Origin of the sequence: Microcoleus sp. N9_B4 (genome assembly GCF_036701635.1) — a bacterium.
Lineage (GTDB): Bacteria > Cyanobacteriota > Cyanobacteriia > Cyanobacteriales > Microcoleaceae > Microcoleus.
On sequence record NZ_JAUBRC010000028.1, the window covers coordinates 45,952 to 65,425 of the forward strand.

The window sequence follows — 19,474 nt, forward strand, 5'->3', positions numbered from 1 at the left end:
ATCGCCCGATGGGGTTTTATGAGGACGATCGTACTCATTACAAACCTATCTCATATCCTTATTATTTTGGTTCGGGATGGATGAGAGCTAGTATTTGATTGAACTGAAATTGGTTAGCAAATCCGGCTAGAGCACTAGCTAAAGCGTCATTACGATCGCGAATTTGCTCAATTTGGATCAGAATTAACTCTAAATCGCACTCAATTGTGGCTTTCTCTAAACCTGCCAGCCAATCTGCGGGTAAAGCTGCAAGAGTCTCTGGAGTCGGAGCCTCGATTTGAGTTGAATCGGGAACACTCTCCGGTTCATCGTAAATGTAACGCACTCCCAGATGTTTGTGCAGGGTGGCAAAAATTTCTGCATCTCGAAAGGGTTTGTGGATAAAGTCATCGCAATCATCTGATACAGTAACGGTTTGCGCTTCCTCGGCGTTACCGGCACTCACGGCAATAATTGCCGTAGCTTGACCTTTAACGGTGGCTTTAATGCGTTTGGTTGCTTCATGTCCATCCATCACGGGCATCCACATATCCATAAAAATTAAGTCTGGCTCAAAACTCGACCACATTTCAATAGCTTCCATGCCATTGCTGGCTTGTTTGAGTTCAAAGTCAAAGACAGCGAGGAGTTTAATCAGCAATTGGCGGTTATCTAATTGATCGTCCACAATCAAAATACGATAGCGTGGCTGGTTGCGTTCCAGGGCGATCGCCCGACGCGGTGGCTGTACGGGTTGAGTCGCCGGGGCATCAACGGCGCTGACGGGGATATCAAACGCGAAGGTGGTGCCGCGTCCTACTTCACTGCGTACAGTAATCAGGCCGCCCATCAGCTTGATAAACTGTTGGCTGATAGCGAGTCCCAAGCCTGTTCCTTGCTGAGATGTTGTCCCTGTTTTGGTTTGCACAAACGGTTGAAAAAGCCACTCTAACTCATCAGCAGCTATGCCAGAGCCACTGTCTTCTATTTCAAAATGTAATTGGTAATTACTGATGGGTAATTGCTGGTTTTCACCCTCCCTAACCGCACTTACTCTTACCGCAATGCCTCCTTCTTTCGTAAATTTAATGGCGTTAGAAAGCAGATTAATTAAAACTTGACGTAACTTAAGTTGATCGGTTTGCACGTATTCGGGAATATCGCTAGAGCAGTCAAATAGTAAGTGTAATTGTTGCTCTCGTGCCTGGAGTTGAAACATCTCTTCCAAATCGTTCAGCAGGCTGCTTAATTTAAAATCGGTTGGGTTGGTTGTAATGCGTCCCGCCTCTATTTTTGCTAAATCTAATATTTGATTGATCAGAGCTAGCAAGTGCTCTCCGCTGCGGTTGATGATGCGGATATTTTCCTGTTGTTCGCGAGTGAGGTTGGTAGAGCGCTGCATCAATTGGGAGAATCCCAGAATTGCGTTGAGCGGGGTGCGGAGTTCGTGGCTCATATTTGCTAAGAAAGTGCTTTTGGCAAGGTTGGCGGCTTCTGCGGCCCAGGCGGCTTGTTGAAGCTGTACTGCTTGCTGTTGAGTGGCTTCGAGCAATTGAGCTTGTTGTAAGGCGACTCCCAGTTGAGTGCTAATTTGCAGCCCAATATTGATTTCTGCTTCGCGCCAAGTGCGGGGTGCAGAATTTTGATAGCTGGCGAGCAAACCCCAAAGTTGACTGCCGCAAAATATGGGAAAAATAACGTAGGCTCTAGCTTGAAATTGTTTTAAAAGTTCTAGGTAACAAGGACTCAACCCAGCGGTGTATATGTCTTCAATTATGCGGTAAGGAACGCCTCTAGCATACATACCCCCTTGATTTCTTTGTAGATAGGTATCCAGCACTGGTTCACCGCTGGCTTGCATAGTTTTCACGGTACAGCGAGAGTCTTCGACGAGATAGTTTGGCACATTACAATCGCCGGGTTGTTGCATCAGAGATATCCAGCCCGGAGCCATTGACTCGGCAACAAATTCCCCGCTCCAATCAGGATTAAAGCGATAGATACCGACACGATCGCATTTTAGGGTTTGTCGCAGTTCAGATGTTGTGGTTTTGAATATTGTGTCAATATCTAAGGACTGACGGATGCGATCGATCGATCGGGCGATAGCTTGTTCTCCCTGGGCGCTTTCTCGCAAAGCTGACTCGGCTTGTTTGCGCTCGCTAATATCCAAGACAGTGCCGAACAAACGGCTCAACTGCCCTTTTTCATCATAAACAGGTTTCCCTCGGACTTCAATGTAACTGAGCGAGCCATCTCTTCGGATCAGCCGCAGATCGATTTCAAAGCTTTGTCCCTTCATCGCTTGATCGCGCACCATTGCCAGATAGCGCGATCGATCTTCTGGATGAAAACGCTCGATTAATTGTTCGTTTAGCAGCGGTTTTTGAGTCGGATCGAGCTCATAAATGCGATAGAGTTCTTCACTCCAAGTGGTTGTTGCTGTGGCAATATCGTATTCCCAACTGCCAATACGGGCAATTTTTTGGGCTTCCAGCAGTCGGGATTCCGCCAACTGGCGATCGCTAATGTCGCGCGCTACCCAAACCGCAGAGCTATCCGATAGTGGCGAAATTTTAGCAGCCAACCAAACTTCTTTGTTATTAATCCGCAGACTGTAATCAAAATTAATAGTTTGTTGGGTTTCCAATGCCTGTTGAACTTGAGCGAAATAAATCTCCTTGTTTTCCTCGTGAAATAATTGTTCGATGATGGAGTTGATCTGATTAGTCTGATAGTTGTATTGAGAAATCCCCTTTGTAGGTATAATTTGGATGCTTTTTTCGGCCTGGTTAAAAATCAATACAACATCTGTTATCGACTCAAATATTTTTACAATTTGCTCAGTAGAAGTGTAAAGTTTTTGCTCTAGCAATTTGCGCTCGGCAATTTCATATTGTAATAGTTCGTTAGCACGAGCTAAGGCGCCGGTACGTTCGGAAACTTCGGCTTCTAAAGTGCGATTGTAGTCAGTTAATATTTTTTCAGCTTGTTTGCGCTCTGCGATGTTAGAAAAAGCAGTGATGGCATAAATAATGTTTCCGCCTTCGTCGAAAATTGGTGTGGCGCGCACCTCAAAAGGAATAAATTTCCCATCTCGATGAAGTTCTACATCTTCAAGGAATACTGTTTCGCCGCGCAGTGCTCGGAATGCGGGCAGTTCTTCAGTGGGATAAAGCTCGTTTTGGCGGTAGATTTGATAAACTTCTACAGCTTCTTCTAAAGTCGAATCGGGGATAGTTTCTACGCCGAGCCAATGCTTGGCAGTTTGGTTGAAGTAAACGACTTTACCCGACGCATCGTGGATAGATACTCCCGCAGGTATGGCTTCGATAAATTGCTTGAGTTGGCTCTCTCTTTGCGCTAAAGCTTCATTTAAAGATTTTTGGTCTGCAAAAGCCTGTTGCAGTTGCGCTGCCATAAAATTGAAGGAAGTGGCGAGTTCTCCGACTTCATCGAAGCGTCTAATTTCTAAAGGTTGATCCCATTTTCCTGTGGCAACTTTTTTGGCTGCGGTATTCAAGCGCCTAATTGGTTTTGTTACCCAACGGGAAGTCAAAAATCCGATCGCGATCGCCAGCGGCAGTGTACCGGCCAATAACCACAATGTATGGCGCGTATTTGCTTGAATGCGAGCCATGAAATCAGACTCTGGTACCACCACCACAATCAACCAATCCAAGCCACGGAAATCTCGATAGGGAGTGACACGGACAAACTGCCTATCGCGTTTGCTCGCTAGAGTCAATTTCTCGGTTGTTTGCAACGTGCGGAAGTTGCCAAATCGGTTGGCGAGTTGTCGAGCAATATCTCGCGTGCGGGCATCCTTGCTGTTAGTGGCTAGCAATGGCGTCGGTTGCTTTTTTGTTGGCGTCACCAAGGGTGTTTCTAGTGTGGATGTGGCAACCAGATTGCCCGATCGATCCATAATAAAAGTTTGTCCTGACGCCGAGAATTGCAGCCTAGGCAGAAAGGTATTGATTGCCGAGGGCCCATTATTATCCGTGAGGCGATCGCGGGTACGTTCTCCTACTTGTTCGATTAGCTGATGCGCTACATCCTCGACTGATTCCTGACCACTTTTGAAAGAAAGATAGTCCACTAGCCCAACTACACTTACCGTTTGCAAAACAAACGGAACAATCAGAACCGTTCGCAGTGGCAGCTTGCTGAAAAATTTGGCGGTTAGGCGGTTGAAGGGATAAATGGGCATGGGTGTGAGGGAATTGCGCTGGTAATCGAATTCTAACTGCTATAGTCTGCCTTTACCCCCGGCAATTGGCGCGCCCTACAGGCTCTGAAATGTTCCTCCGGGTTCAATATAGCCAACTACCAGCGACGATTGGGCCCTGCTGTCAAAATTTGCTTCTGTCAGTTCTGTTTCTAGCTGTTTGGCATTTGATTCATTTTTACTTACAAAAACTGTGATCACTTTTCTAATTTCTTTGTGTCTCTCGGCGATCGTGTCGTTAATTAAAAGCTCTATCAATGGCTTATTGGTTGGCAGAGAACTGCCCATATTTTGAATTTTAACTTCTGTTTGATTTCCCTCTGAATCTGTCAAAGTCAAGCTAGAGTAGCTTTCGGGAAGTTTATTAATAGTTTGATTCGGGTGCTGGAAGTGCAACCATTTAACAACTGCTGCCTCTGTTACGGCTACAGATTCATGCAGCCGATCGACAAAAGCATAGAAAGCCTCATTATCTTCTCGGTGAGCAAGTACGTAAGCTCGCAATTCCTTTCTGCTCATAGTTTGAAAATTAGGTCGGTTCATCAGAGTATCTCCATTGCCCGTTAGGATAAATCTCTATTTCGATAGTTTCACCAGCCAAAATGTATACGTTATTTGTGCGTTCATCGAGGCGCACTATGTAGATAGGCTGATACATATTTGTTAACTCGTAGCAAACTACAAAGCATTTGAGTAACTGCGCTGCTGTAGGAATAATCTTTGCTCCTTCACTCTCCCACTCTTTGTTGTTTAGTATACAGCAGTCAAAGTTTGCACTAATGCCCGATCGCCCTAATGCCCATTTGTTAACTGGGCTAAAACGGTGGCGAAGAGAGCGGGTTCGATCGGCTTTGTTAAGTGTTCGTTGTAACCGGCGGCGATCGCCCGATCGCGGTCTTGTTCGCTAGCATAAGCTGTCAGCGCCACGGCCGGCAAGCGCTTGATTTTCTCGGATTCGGACGATCGCACTTTGCGGATCAGCGAGTAGCCGTCCTTAACGGCCATACCGATATCACTGACTAAAATATCCGGTGGCGACTCCTCTCAACTGCCCCTTCTTAGTCCGAGGCTGTTTGAGTGGCAGTGTCACCGTAAATGTCGCACCCTGGTCTTTACCGGGACTTTCCGCAGTCACAGTGCCCCCGTGGAGTTGCACCAAGTGCTCGACGATCGCCAATCCCAGTCCCAAACCGCTGTCAGCCTTAGTTTTCGAGGCGTCTGCTTGTCGGAAGCGATCGAACACGTAGGGCAGAAACTCAGCAGGAATGCCCTTTCCGGTATCGCTGACAATAATTTGCACGTAATTGGGTGATGAGGAATCGCTAACAGCTACCGCAGACAAGCGCAGTTGCACAGTTCCCCCCGAAGGCGTAAACTTCACGGCGTTAGTCAGCAAATTCCACACTACCTGCTGCAACCTCTGGGCGTCGCCCCACATCAAGCTGACTGCGGGGTCAAGTTCTAACGAAACGGTGACAGACTTGGCCTCGGCTGCCGAACGAACTGAATTATGAGCCTCCTCGATCGTCCTTACCATGTAGAACCAGCCGGGTTTCAGGGCCAGCTTGCCTTGAATAATCCGGGAAACGTCGAGCAAATCTTCCACTAGCTGAATCTGCACCTTCGACTGACGCTCAATGGCTTCCAAACCCGAAGCTAATTTAGCTTCGTTTTTGGGGTGGGCGCGCAGGATCTGTGCCCACCCCTGAATCACATTTAAAGGCGTTCGCAATTCGTGGGAAAGAGAGTCTAGAAACTCGTCTTTCCGGCGGCTGATCGCTTCTGCTTCCGCCCGCGCGGCCTGTTCGCGCTCTAGCAACTGAGCACGTTGGGCCTCGACTTGCTTGCGATCGCTGATGTCGGCGACGATCGACATACAGTTGATCTTGCCGTTGCTGTCGCGGACTGGAGTTGCCCACAAACTGATGTCGATCGAGCTGCCGTCTTTCCTTTGGCGCTGGGTTTCCATGCCGACGATCGCGTTTCCTGCGCGAATTTTTTTCAAATTAGCCGTGAATTCCTCCCGCTTGTTTGGGGGAACGCAGGGCACAAATTGACCTACCGCTGCTGATTCATGCCAGCCAAAAATCCTCTCGGCTGCTGGGTTCCACATTTTCACAGTCCCGTCGTCGGCACTGAAAACGGTAATTGCTAGGGGACAAGCCTGAATCAAGGCTTCTAAAGTTTGATGGATTTGCGATCGCGCTGCTTCTGCTTGTTTGCGATCGGTGATATCGACGTTCACCCCGATCATCCGGAAAGGCAAACCCCGATCGTCCTGAAACACCTTAGCCCTGCAAGCAATCCAGCCCAAGCTTTTGTCCGGGCGGCAGATGCGGAACTCAATGTTTAATTCCTCCCTGGAAGCCCCCGCAGCTTTTACCTGCTGTTCGGTAACAGCGCGATCGTCTGGATGCACCATTTCCAGCCAAGTTTCATAGCTGTTTAAACCGCCGACCGGCAGCCCGTACAAAGCTTCTAACTCCGGCGTACACGCGATCTCATTGGTTTGGATGTTCCATTCAAAAGTTCCGATTTTGCCTGCTTGCTGAGCGATTTGCAGCCGTTCTTGATTGTGTTTGAGTTCTGCTTCCACCCGCGAGATCTCGGTTAAGTCGATGTAGAATGCGACGATCGTCTCTGGTTCGCGATCGTCCGGGTTCAGAGTGGTTCCGCCCATCAGAATTGGCACGCGGCTGCCATCTTTGCGGATGTACTCTTTCTTGAAAGGAGTTGCCACTCTCTTAGCCCGCAGTTCCCCGGCCGCCACGGCGTCGAGGTGCAGGTATTCGGGGGGGGTCATTCTGTCCCACCGCATTTGACCGGAGAGCAAGTCTGAGCGGGTGTAGCCGACCATGTTGAGCAGGGATTGGTTGGCGTAGGCGATGCGGCCGCTAAAATCGCCGATCGCAACTCCGAAAATATTTGACTCGAACAGCCGCCGGAATATGGCTTCGCTTTGCTGTATTACCCGTTTTGCTTGGTTGCGATCGGTGATTTCGGCAACCACGGTGCTGACTCCCAAAAGCGTTCCCGATTCATCGTTGACGGGGTAAAAGCTAATTTGCCAATCTCGCAAAACTCCCGGCTGTTGACTGGTTTCGGCTTTAATTTCTAAGTCGAGCACGGGGGTGTGCGTCGCCAGCACTTGGTGATAAATCGGCTCTAGCATATCGGCCATTTCGGGAATCACTTCTCTAACGGTATGCCCGAGGTGATCTGCGATCGATCGGCCGTCGATCGCAGCGAGGCATTCGTTGATGCGGATGTAGCGCAAATTGGTATCGACAAAGCACAGCCCGACTGGTGTGGTGTTGTAAACTAAGTCGATTTCTGCTAGTTGGCGGCGAATGCGTATTTCGTTTTCTCGAAGTTGATTTTGGGCTTGTTTGCGATCGGTGATATCTAGTACGAAGAATGCTCCTTTGTCTGTGCATCCTTGGAAGTTTCCGCCCCCGACTAAAACTGGGAAGCGCGTGCCGTCAGGGCGGATGAATTCTTTTTCATAAGGCGCGCAACTTCCTGATGCTGCGACTTGCGCTATGGCTGCTCGATCGATTTCTCCGTATTCCGGTGGCGTGATATCGAGCCAGCGAATCTTTCCTGAAACTAAGTCTTCCCTCGTATATCCAATCATTTCCAACAAGGCGTCGTTAGCTTCAGTGATTTCGCCGTTTGCTTCCCAAAAACCGATGCCGATCATGTTAGATTCTACCACGCTGCGGCAGCGCATTTCGCTTTCCCGCAAAGCTAATTCTGTTTGTTTGGCAGCGGTATTATCTGTGATAATTAGCCCGACTCCGATTATTTCTCCTCTTTCATTTTTCACTGGGTAGTAGTTGGCTACCCAGTAGCCGAAATACCCCGGTTTCCCATCAGGTTCGCCGCTCATTTCTAAGTTTAAAACAGGCTGACCGGTTTCTAAAACTTGCTGAATTATTGGTGCCCATTTGGCTGCGGATTCTGGCAACAATTGCCGGAAGTCTTGGCCGAGATGCTGTTCTATCGGCAAACCGTTGAGTTCTGCTAATACTTGATTGATACGAATGAAGCGCATTTCGCGATCCAGAAAGCAAATCGCTAGGGGAGATGCTTCTAATAGCGAGTCAATTAAGGCAAAGGATTGCGATGTTTGAGATAGTGCTTGTTGCGCTTCTGTGTAAAGTCTGGCGTTGTCGAGGGCGATCGCCACGCGGTATGCTAAATCTTCTAACATTGCCATGTCTTCTGCACTGTAGCGGCGGCCGAACTTCGAGGTAAAGCAAGTGATGGAACCCATTACCCGCCCGCGAGCCATCAGCGGTACGCAAGCGTGAGATCCGATATTGAGCGATCGCAATATTTCCAATTCTGCTGCATTTTCGGCTCCTGCTGCTAAAATCTCCTCATCCACTTCGGCAATTAGTTCGGATTTTCCGCTGCTGATTACCAGCGGATAGCCGTTAACAGCATTGTCCGCGATCGAACTGCGGATGCTGAAGTTATTAATAGCCTCAACCGTGGAGGGTTCTGCGTGAGCCACAGCGACTAGACGCACTTTTGAGTCGGTTTCGGTCAAATGAATGCAGCACCCGTCGGCGATCGAATTTCTTGCTAATTCTGCTACCTTTTGCAGCACCGTTTCCCCGTCAAACGCAGCAGCCAGCATTTTGCTGACTTCTGCTAAAAATGCCGAGCGCTGCTGTTCTATTTCCGCTTTTTCCCTTGCTGTTTGCTCGATTGTTAACTGCAATCTTTGAGTTTCCGCAAGTTTTATTTCTGTGATATCGCGGGCAACAATTAAGGCTGATTCTGGTACGCCATTTTTGTCAAATTCTGGAACTACGCGGGATTGATAACTTCGGAGGCCGTTGATTGAGAAACCCTGAAATTCGATAATTTCTTCTTGACCTGTTTCTAATACTTTGTGCAGGGCTTCATCCCACCTCTGGCACACTTCCGGCGGCATTCCTATTTCTTGACTGGTTTTACCCAGGAAGAATGAAATTGGTTTTCCTTGGCTTGTTTCAACTGCTTTATTGACATAAATAAAACGCCGTTCTTTGTCGGTGCGAATAATTATATCTGGTGTATTTTCTAGTAGCGTTCTCAGTTGTTGTTCGCTGCTTGCCAATGCTGCTTGCGCTTGTTGTCTTTCGGTGACATCTCTCACCGTACCCACGTATCCGATGAGTTCGCCGGAGTCGGAGCACATCGGCGAAGAACAAACGTTAAGCCAGCGTACAATCCCCTCTGGTGTTTGCAGGCGATACTCGATCGCATATTCCCCACCTTGCCGAGTATAATCCAGCCATCGGCTCAATACGCGATCGCGGTCTTCCGGGTGAATGCAATTCTCCCAGCCGTCTCCTAAAAGTTCTGTCAAACTTAAGCCGCAAATCGCCTGACAGCGAGGGTTTGCATAGGTGTAACGCCCCTCACAATCTGCAATAAAAATGCCGACAGGCGAACAGGAACTTAAACAGCGAAATCGTTCTTCTTGAGCTTGCAGCGCTTCTTGAGCTACTGTCAGTTCTGCTGTGCGTTCTTTGACGCGGCTTTCTAGGTTAGTGTAGGATAAAGCCAGGGCTATTTCTGCTTCTTTGCGATCGGTAATATCAATACCAGTTCCTATTACATATTCCACCAAACCCTCGCTATTGATGCTCACAGTATTAGACCAAGAAATGAAGCGCTTGCCGCCGTTTTTCGTGCGCCAATAATTTTGATACTCGCTGTAAGATTTTTCCGTGCCGAGTTTGGTAAAAACTGTTTGAACTGGCTCTATTTCTTCCGGAATTAAAAACAAATCCCAAACATATTTATTGAGAACTTCTGCTGTCGAGTAGCCTGTGGTTTTTTCGCAAGCTTGGTTGAAGCGAACAATCCGTCCTTCGCTGTCGAGAACTACAATCAAGCAAGCCGTCGTGTCAATTACTTTGGAAATAATCTTACGTTCTATTTCTAGTTCTTGTTTTGCGGACTTTAAGCCAGCATACCAAGCGCTAACCATTGCAGCCCCAAAAAGTAAGAAGATTGTAGCAGTTGCCTTGAGTGCCAACAGTAACATAGTTGTCAGCAGTAATGCGATGCCAGCGCTAAATGTAGCAATGCTGTAAGATTTAATGTGTAAGGCCAAGACCTGAAAGCGACTCATTTTTGTTGACCTGTAGCGATGCCGCGATCGCGCTATTGCTTATATCGATGAAACAACCCTGTGAAAACTAACTTAAAACTAAGTATCTATGTTTTTTTTACCAAACCACATTTGTCGGCTCTGTGCCATCTTCCCAGAGGCAGATTGGCTGCGGGATTGGTGCTGAATCAACTGCTATCATAGATCAAGGGACAAATTAGATTATCTAATTTCTGGGAGAAATAAGCGAGTGAATCACAAGCTGGCCAAAATTATCGGATTATTTTTCGCAGCCGCCACCCTCTTTGGATTCGTCGGTTACGCGCTGCAAAATCCCAACTTCGCCAGCAACTCAGCGATATCGATCGGCTTCCCCAATCTTACCATCGCGGCCGCCGGAGCGATCGACAACAAACGATCCCAAATCTATCTCAACGGAACTTGGCAATTTGTCCCCGCAGTTGGCAACCCCCAAAACCCCCCCGTCTCCCCAAATTGGGGCTCCATCTGGGTGCCTGGAGACTGGCAAAAAGAAAATAACGAATCCGTACCAGGAATCATCACTCGCGGCAGCGGCAAAGATTGGGAAAATTTCAACAGTAAACAACTATCAAAAGCTTGGTATCAGAAAAATATAGACATTCCCGGCGACTGGACAAACCGCCGCATATTTATCGACTTAGCCAGAGTCAGCACCGATGCAGTCATCTTTGTCAACGGCATTAACTGCGGTCAAATCCCCTGGCCCTACGGCACTATTGAAATTACCAAAGCAGCAAAACCCGGTCAAAACACCCTATCTATTTTAGTCGTGGCAGTATCCGATGAAAAGGAAAAAGCCGTCATCATGGGCCCCACAGAAATCTACACAGAAAAATCCCAGTTACAATCGCGGGGAATCATCGGCGAAGTACGGCTTCTGAGCCTTCCCCCAGGCCCGCTAATTAACGACGTATTCGTCCAAACTTCCACCCGAAAAAAGCAAGTTAAATTAGATGTAGAACTCAAAGACGTGGCTCAAACCGGTCAAGTTGAATTAATCGCGCAAATGCTCGATGAAAAAGGCAAAGTACAACAAAAATTTACCGCCACTGCCAAGGTTCAAGCTAAACCACTTCAAACCGTACAAGTTCAGTGGAATTGGTCAAATCCCCGTCTTTGGGATGTCGGGCAACCAAACCTTTACACCCTGCAATTAGAAGTAAAAGGCAGCGGCATTGACACCCAATACTACCAACCTTTTGGCTTCCGCGAATTTTGGATAGAAGGGCGCAAATTTTTCTTAAATGGAACTGAATTTCGGCTGCGACCAAACTTGCACTCCGATACTTGGCAAGGGGGCACATTAGAAGTTGCTGACAGCCTAATTGATGGCTACGTAAAAGCAGGTTTTAACATAACAGAAATGTGGCCTTGGAATCACGACGAACGGGGTAGATGGCACTTCCGAGAGTTATTTTCCGAAAGAGCAGACCTCAAAGGTTTTCCCATTATGGCTCCCGCTTTAGACATTAGTCCTATTGCTTGGAACGGCAAGTGGAAGAACCCTCTGTGGAAAAACCGCTGGAAAGACCGAATGGTGACAGAAATGCGCCGCTACCGCAATCATCCATCAGTATTAATGTGGGCGACAAGTCCTAATTTTTTCGGCAACGCTGACGACCTAAATCCCCGTCGCATCGGCAAAAGCAAAGTAGAAGGAACTCTCAGTCCCCCGGACAACCAGCGTTTGCGGGTCAACACTCCCCTAGGAAATGACGCTATAGCTGCGATAAAATCGGCCGACCCAACCAGACCTGTGATGGTACACCAAGGCGCAAACTTCGGCGATGTTTATGCGCTGAATTCTTATTTAAATCTGATTCCCTTGCAAGAACGGGAAGAGTGGATTTCTGAGTGGAGTAAAACCGGGGAAAGGCCCTACATGGCAGTCGAGTTTGGGACTCCTCTGCACGCAACGATGATGCGGGCCCGCAAAGGTTTTGGTCAGGCAATTGTCAGCGAACCTTGGATGACTGAGTTTGCGGCAATTTATTTTGGCAAGCAGGCTTACGAGTTGGAAACTGCCGCTTATAAAGCTAAAATTCGCGAGCAATTTGTCAAGGGTCAGGAGTATCAAAACTGGCATTTTAAAAAAGAGTTAGATTTTGCACCAGCTTTTCAAAAGTTGCAGCAGTTATTCAGTACAAATACTTGGCGGAGTTGGCGGACTTTTGGAATGTCTGGGGGGATGATTCCTTGGAATGACGGGCACGGTTGGGAAGTTTCCGAAGCTGGCAGAAAAAAGGTGGATATTGGGGCATTTAAACCTGGTGGCCGGGGAGTTTATTTGAAGCAAGTATCGAATAATCTTTTGAATTATTTCCAGCCAGAAGCTTACACTGTTCATCCTGGGGGCGAGGCAATTATGAATAATAATAGCTCGACTTTGGCTTGGATTGCTGGTGCTAGCCCGGTTTTTACTGCCAAAGATCACAATTTGTTTGTGGGCGGAAAACTGGCAAAGCAAGTAGTGTTAATTAACGATACGCGGGCGGCGCAAGAATTTGCGTTTAAGTGGCGGGTTTTGGTGGGGGGAAAAGAAGTAAAGAGAGGCGAGCAAAAAGGGACGATTGAGTCGGCAGGCACGCTGTTTTTCCCAATAGACGTAAATTTGCCAAATACCATTCCTAGCAAGGCTGACGGCGAAATTCGCTTGACTGCTCGGGTGGGCGATCGATCGCATTCTGATACATTTGCTTTCCGCGTTTTTCCCAAACAATCCAACATCAAAGATTCGGTGACAATTTTCGATCCAGCGGGCAAAACATCGGCCATGTTAAAACAATTAGGTTATCAGCTTGTACCGTGGAATGGTTCGCAAGTTTCATCGTTATTAATTATCGGTAGGGAAGCATTTTCTAGCGGGCAAAATTTGCCGGGAAGTTTAGAAAATTTTGTCCAAAACGGCGGCAAAGTAATTGTGTTTCCCCAGCGCAGGGACTGGCTGGAAAATACAGGTTTCCGGGTTGCTGCCCACGTCAGCCGCCGCGCTTATCCAGTTGACAGCAACCATCCCGCAATTAGCGGTTTAGACAGTGAAGATTTGCGGGATTGGGTGGGGGAAAGCACGTTGCTTGAAGCTTATCCAGATACGATCCAAACTGGCCCTAATTTGAGTCCGGCAAATAAACCTTGGTACGGCTGGCGTTGGGGAAATCGTGGCGGTGTCAGTAGCGCTTCAATTGAGAAACCGCACCGCAGCGGTTGGCGCCCCATTTTGGAATCAGAGTTTGATTTAGCTTATTCGCCGCTGATGGAATTGGATTACGGAAAAGGGCGGCTGATTTTAAACGAGTTGGATTTGGAAGATCATTATTCTGTAGATGCTGGGGCGGCGCAGCTAGTGCAACAAATTGTGAGTTACGGGATGAATTCTCCGGTACTTGGAAAGCCGGATCAAGTGGTTTTAATTGGGGGAGATGAAGATGCCCAAAAGTTGGATAGTTTGGGGGTAATTTATCAGCGCGCTAGTTCGCTTTCTAATGATGTGGGTTTGGTGATTGTGGGGAGAGAAGTGAATCTGAAAGATGCAGCTTTGCGCGGTTATTTGAATGCTGGTGGGAAGGCGTTTTTCTTGCCGCGTCAAGTGCCTGCTGCGGGTTTGGGCGTGGGTTTGCAGCAAGCGCAGGATTTTGGGGGTTCGCTGGCGGTTCCGAGTTGGGATGAGGTGAAGGGGGTTAGTGCTTCAGATTTGCGATCGCGCTCTTTTTATGATACTTGGTTGATTAAGTCTGGGGGAGAAATCGGCGCTGACGGTTTGTTAAGTCGGGTACAAGTGGGCAAGGGTGTGGCGATTTTTTCTCAGATTGAACCCGACAGTTTGAATGCTGATACTAAGACTTATTTGCGTTTTACTCGCTGGCGGCAAACCAGGGCAAATGCTCAGATTTTGGCTAATTTAGGGGCGAGTTTTAAGGCGGATGAATCTGTGTTTAACGGTTCGAGTCGGGAGTTTTATCACTGGGATTACAGAACGGATTTTGAGAAGGGGGATGATCCTTATCGGTATTATAGATGGTAGGATTTTTTAACCGCAGAGGGCACAGAGGACGCAGAGGAAGAGAAGAGAGAGATGAATAATGCTGATTTTATTATACTGTTAAATATCAAAATCAAAGGTCAAAGTGTCGCCTGAAGCGCGGGTCTAGTTTGTCGGTTTTCTTTTGGTTGCAGGTGCCGCAGAGGGTTTGCAAGTTGCTGATGTCGTTGCTGCCGCCGCGCGCTAGGGGAATGATATGATCGATCGTCAGTTGGGTTTCTAGCTTGGTTTGGCCGCAGCTTTGGCACTGGTATTTATTGCGAGTAAATACATATTTTCTGACTTCGGGGGGAATGGGAATTCTAGGGGTTTTAGACATGATGATTTTTAACCGCAGATGAACGCGAATTAACGCGGATGTTTGATGGATTAGCTGGGTGAGTTTTCTTGAGGGAGAAGTTGGCGACGCAAATCATCGAGGGGGGATTCGGGTTTGCTAGTTTCTGATTCGTTGTTTTCTGGTGTTTCTTCAAATTCTGGTTCGTCTGGGCAAAATTCTATAGTGACTCTGATTCTAACTTTACCTTTTTGCCAACCTTTAGCCCCTATTTTTAAGGCTTCACAGTCTATCCCGTCACGAAACCATTGTTGTTGCCAGCTACTTCTACTCTGCGGATTATATTTACTGGTATTTATTTGTAATCCTGGAGTCTTACATAACTCCTGAAGTGCAGATTCTAGCTGAGGAACAACTGATGATCTCATTACTTCCCTAAGCCTACCTACTTTAAATATCTTAGATTCAAAGGAAAAAACATCATCATTTCCGTAATTTTCTAGAAAAATATGTTCTTGCATATTGATTGTGGATTTTTTCAAAAGACTCTATTAATGATTATAGAGTATTGTCGCATTTCTGGGAATAACCGGGCGAATAGAATTCGCGTCTACACAAACAATGTCCGCCTTCGCGGACTTAGAATGTTTTCAACCCGCGCAGGCGGGTTTTGTCTGTGTAGCCGCGATTTCCAATCGCCGTAATTCCGATCGCCAAAATTGCAATCATTCACCATCCACCTCAACGCTATCATTTTGTCCAATTACAGGCAACAAATGCTCGTGCAACTTCATCGCCTGCAAACAACTATTAATCCCAGAAACAGCCCGATCGTACTCTTGAATCTTTTGCTCATTCTCAGCTTGCCGCCGCAGATTCCCAGCAATCTTTTCCTCCGCCTCCTGTGCCAAAGTTTGCTCCAAATAATCGCGGGCTTGACTGTATTTCTGCAAAATATCATCAGCTTGCTTTTGGGCCAGCGGCAACAAATGCTCTTTCAGGGTTTGGTTGACAGTTTGGCGGAAAGTTTGCCGAATAGTTCTAGATACTTTCGGCTCAAAATCTAGCCGCAGTAATTGCCGAATTGCGGGTTGGGCGTCCACCATATTTTCGCAGTCGAAACCTTGAGAAGTTTGCTGCAATGTTTCCCGGAATTGATAAATCGAAAATGTGCCTTCGTCGTAAAAACGGGGACTTTCTCGCACGTAGCGATCGCACTCAACGCCCGCCGCATTTACCAAAGCATCAGAAACCCGCTTTGATAACTCCTCTAACTGCTGTTCAATTCCCCCATCATTCCCCAACAACCGATAAAGTAATCGATAGTATTCTGACTTGCGAACGCTATCTTTCAAATACTGGAAATAATTATCAACCAGTGATTTAGTAGCCTCTACTAAAATATCTTCCAACTGATTCGCTAAATAATAAAGCGCTTCAACTAAAACAGCAATTAAAGGTGCTGTAGCATTGCGGGGATGATTCCGCAAAGTGCGTCCGTAAGCCGCCTCAACAGAAAATCCGTCTAACAATTCATCCAAGCGCCGGATCATCCGAGATTGCAGTTGCCGAAAGTCTATATCGAAAATATCGCATCTGTTCATAATCATTTCATTGACTTCTTCGGCGATATGTTCCCGAAAATCCTGTCCGACTTGCTGCAATTCTTGATTGAGTCGCAAAAGTTCCTGCGCTTTCATCGCTTCAATTTCGCGGGGCTGGCTGTCCAAGTTCCGCTGAATTGTTTGGTAATGTTTCCGCAGTTGAATGCACAAATCTTCTAAGTCGTCAGCGAGATTTTTGAACAGTTGCGGGCGTTTTTCTTCTGTGAGGTAACGGGTGATGGCTGTGCGAAAATCTTCGATGCCGCTATCTTGAATTAATTGAGTAATTAATGGTTGTCCTTGCTCTGCAAGAATCCGCACGTAGTTTTCATTTGGTGTTTCGTAGCTGTTAACTGAAATCCGAAATTTGCTCGGAGATAGCTTGCCGGAATTCGCACAGTAGCGATTAAATTCACTAACAAATTGCGGAGTCTCTTCACTATTACTAAAAAAATCTGAATCTAATTTATCATCTCCAAAAACTCGCCCTTTACTGGTGGCAAAGATTGTATTTAAACCAAAGCGATCGCGCCCTGTTGTCCCTCGAATCAAACTCCCGTAAAACCCCAACAATCCGCTAGTTTTATAAACTCTCGCAGTATCGCGAAAGTCGGAATTAATCAGATTTTCTAAGCGCTGCCGCAGTTGCGTGTTGTACCAAGTTTCGTCAATGCGGTTGAAAATGTAAAACAGTCGATCGCGAATTCCCGGATTTCCCCGTGTTTTTTCCATCAACTCGGTTTCTTCCGTCGTCATTTCCCCAGACGAAGCTGCTTTCAAAACGCAGACAACCGCCGAAGTATCGGGGCTTTCAATCTTATCATAAGTCAATTCTGCATCCCGTTGCACGGGTGCATCAATTCCCGGCGTATCGATAATAATATTGCCATCTTGCAGCAGCGGATGATAACAGTAATATTCAACTCGCTTGAGTACAGCACTGTTACTACCGCGACGGGCATAACTAGCAGCTTCCTTGAGATTGGAAAAGTTAAACTGTTCCATCGAGTAGGTAGCGTTTTCGAGAGTTTGGATGCGATCGCGATTTGCCTCAAAACCTTCTAACAGCAGCATCAAAGCCTTAGCTTTTTTGGCTAACTCGGATTTATTTTCGCCGCCTTCCGTTTCAATAATTATGTTACATCCCTGAGACAACAGCGACACTACATCTGTTTGATTAATATTAAGTTCAGTAGCTAAACCTAACTGATGGCACAGCACAGAAGCTTGCTGGCTAATCTCAAACTCGCTCAAAAAAGTGAGAACAACGCGCTCTTTTTCCGGCTCAGCAAAGGCGATATAACATTCCGTACCTGTCGCGTGTCCTTCTGCACTGTAGAGCAATTCTCGCTCCAGCAAAGCATTAATTAGCATGGATTTTCCCGCACTGAAAGCGCCAGCAAACACAATTTCAAACTCAGGAGAAATTGCCTTTTTCAGAGAAGCTTGTACCGCCGTGATATCTTGTTGTCGCAAAGAAGATTCCTGACGCAGCAGTTGCAGTAAGGAGTCAACTTGCTCTTGCAGATTGTTGCATTGAGGGGGCATTTGAGTCATGGCGGCAGACTGCTCCTGATTTTGGGAAAATTACCTTATTGTTAATTCTCTGCTAGTTCAGGAATAATCACAACAGTAATTTTACTTATGCGATCCAGGATGGCTGAAAGTGCGATCCTCTTCGAGGGCTGCGCTAACGGCTATTCTGGCGACAAATCCTATCGTTTACGGTTGTTTCGGAATTATTAAACCGCAGAGGCCGCAGAGGGCGCAGAGGAAGAGAAGAGAGAGATGAATAATTGCTATACCCACGCATTTGATATCGTCTATTTACAGCCAAGTGGCTAAATCTGATATGTCCGTAAAATTTAGCCAAGCATCTCCTAATTTTTCGTACACGATTAGTAGTAAGGCGCGCATTATTGCGCCCCTACAAAATTAAACTGGCGCATTGCGTACTCTATATTAAACCGATAAATCCTGACGCGGTTTAAAAGACTCAACCTGTCGCAACTTCTCGTACAATTCTCGTTCCTCTTCACTAATTTCTTTGGGAATTAACACCTGAATTTCTACCAACTGATCGCCCCGATCGCCATTTCCTGTTGGATAGCCTTTGTTAGCCAGCCGCAACCGCTTTCCAGAGGTTACTCCCGGTGGCAATTTCATCTTTACCAAGCCGTCCAGCGTCGGTACTTCAATATCTCCTCCCAACACCGCTTCGCTGGGAGTCAGTGGCAATTCGCAGCAAATATCCGACATTTCCAAGCGAAAAAATGGATGGGGAGAAACCGTGATTTTCAAATATAAATCTCCGCCGCCCATACCTTGATTTCGCAAGCGAATCCGCTGGCCTGATACCATAGCAGGAGGCAGAGTCACCTCGATCGCTCGCCCATCTTCCAGACGAATTCGCTCGGTACCGCCCGAATAAGCCCTTTCCAAAGGCAGAGTTAGCCTGGCCTCAATGTCCCTTCTGGGTTCGCGATCGACTGTTTCCCGTCGCATTTCGCGATCGACTGTTTCCCGTCGCATTTCGCGATCGACTATATCCCGTCGCATTTCCCGATCGACTGTTTCCCGTCGCATTTCGCGATCGTCAAAATCCCTTCTAGGTGGGCGAGAATTAGCAACATAACTCGTTTTTTTAGAAGCCGTACTCCACGGTTCAGAGGAGGCTACTCCCGGTGCATCATTCGCTGTCGCCATCCTCACTTCCCGCCGCCTTCCGAGCACTTGATCGAGAAATTTATTAAAATCCGAGTAATCACTAAAATCGACATCTTCGGCCGGTTTTTTCCGGGTATTTTTAGTGTTTCCCCAAGTTTTAAAATTGGGAAGTCGCACCCCTTGCTTGCCTTGAAATCCCTTTTGTTTCCAGAATTTACTAAACTGATCGTATTGAGCGCGCTTGTCAATATCGGAAAGAATATCATAAGCTTCATTAATATCCTTAAACCTATCTTCAGCAGATTGATCCCCTGGATTTACGTCAGGGTGCAACTGTCTGGCTAGCCGTCGATAGGCTTTTTTTATCTCATCAGCCGTGGCATCTTTGGGCACTCCCAAAATTAGATAGTAATTGCGAAAATTCTGCATAGTTGGAGAAGGAAGAGGGAAGAAGGAAGAAGGAAGAAGGATGAGGGAAGAAGGAAGAAGGAAGAAGGATGAGGGAAGAAGGAAGAAGGAA

General features: G+C 47.0%; 10 protein-coding genes. 1 reads left to right on the forward strand and 9 read right to left on the reverse strand.

The genetic code is table 11. From position 1 onward, the window contains the following. Positions 1–61: 61 nt before the first annotated feature. From QUA43_RS19135 to QUA43_RS19150, 5 genes are all read right to left on the reverse strand, one after another. Positions 62–4,192: an ATP-binding protein gene (locus QUA43_RS19135; RefSeq protein WP_333375896.1), complete on the reverse strand. Its 4,131-nt coding sequence runs from the start codon at positions 4,190–4,192 to the stop codon at positions 62–64. A gap of 75 nt (positions 4,193–4,267) precedes the next feature. Beyond that, a complete protein-coding gene (locus tag QUA43_RS19140; RefSeq protein ID WP_333375897.1) occupies positions 4,268–4,753 on the reverse strand; it encodes a DUF6887 family protein in 486 nt (161 codons plus the stop codon). Then, complete coding sequence (locus QUA43_RS30895) at positions 4,740–4,991, reverse strand: DUF6888 family protein (RefSeq protein ID WP_445301983.1); 252 nt, start codon at positions 4,989–4,991, stop codon at positions 4,740–4,742. The genes QUA43_RS19140 and QUA43_RS30895 overlap by 14 nt, the downstream gene beginning before the upstream one ends. Positions 4,992–5,002: 11 nt before the next feature. Next, on the reverse strand, positions 5,003–5,215 hold the full coding sequence (locus tag QUA43_RS19145; RefSeq protein ID WP_333375898.1) for a hypothetical protein: 213 nt from the start codon (positions 5,213–5,215) through the stop codon (positions 5,003–5,005). Positions 5,216–5,222: 7 nt separating this feature from the next. Beyond that, positions 5,223–10,346, reverse strand: coding sequence for a PAS domain S-box protein (locus QUA43_RS19150; protein ID WP_333375899.1), 5,124 nt, complete (start codon positions 10,344–10,346; stop codon positions 5,223–5,225). Between the two features lie 229 nt (positions 10,347–10,575). Here QUA43_RS19150 and QUA43_RS19155 point away from each other — a divergent pair, with 229 nt between their 5' ends. Further along, complete coding sequence (locus tag QUA43_RS19155; protein ID WP_333375900.1) at positions 10,576–14,388, forward strand: glycoside hydrolase family 2 TIM barrel-domain containing protein; 3,813 nt, start codon at positions 10,576–10,578, stop codon at positions 14,386–14,388. Positions 14,389–14,479: 91 nt separating this feature from the next. On the opposite strand, the gene QUA43_RS19160 is transcribed toward QUA43_RS19155, so the two are convergent. The 4 genes from QUA43_RS19160 to QUA43_RS19175 all read right to left on the reverse strand — a co-directional run bounded on the left by QUA43_RS19160 (position 14,480) and on the right by QUA43_RS19175 (position 19,383). Continuing rightward, a complete protein-coding gene (locus tag QUA43_RS19160; RefSeq protein WP_015179287.1) occupies positions 14,480–14,725 on the reverse strand; it encodes an HNH endonuclease in 246 nt (81 codons plus the stop codon). Positions 14,726–14,775: 50 nt separating this feature from the next. Beyond that, a complete protein-coding gene (locus QUA43_RS19165; protein WP_333233701.1) occupies positions 14,776–15,204 on the reverse strand; it encodes a KGK domain-containing protein in 429 nt (142 codons plus the stop codon). A gap of 204 nt (positions 15,205–15,408) precedes the next feature. Then, positions 15,409–17,844: a dynamin-like GTPase family protein gene (locus tag QUA43_RS19170; protein ID WP_333233702.1), complete on the reverse strand. Its 2,436-nt coding sequence runs from the start codon at positions 17,842–17,844 to the stop codon at positions 15,409–15,411. 405 nt (positions 17,845–18,249) lie between these two features. After that, the gene (locus QUA43_RS19175; protein WP_333375901.1) at positions 18,250–19,383 is read right to left on the reverse strand and encodes a J domain-containing protein; all 1,134 of its coding nucleotides are present in this window, start codon (positions 19,381–19,383) and stop codon (positions 18,250–18,252) included. Between the last annotated feature and the right edge of the window lie 91 nt (positions 19,384–19,474).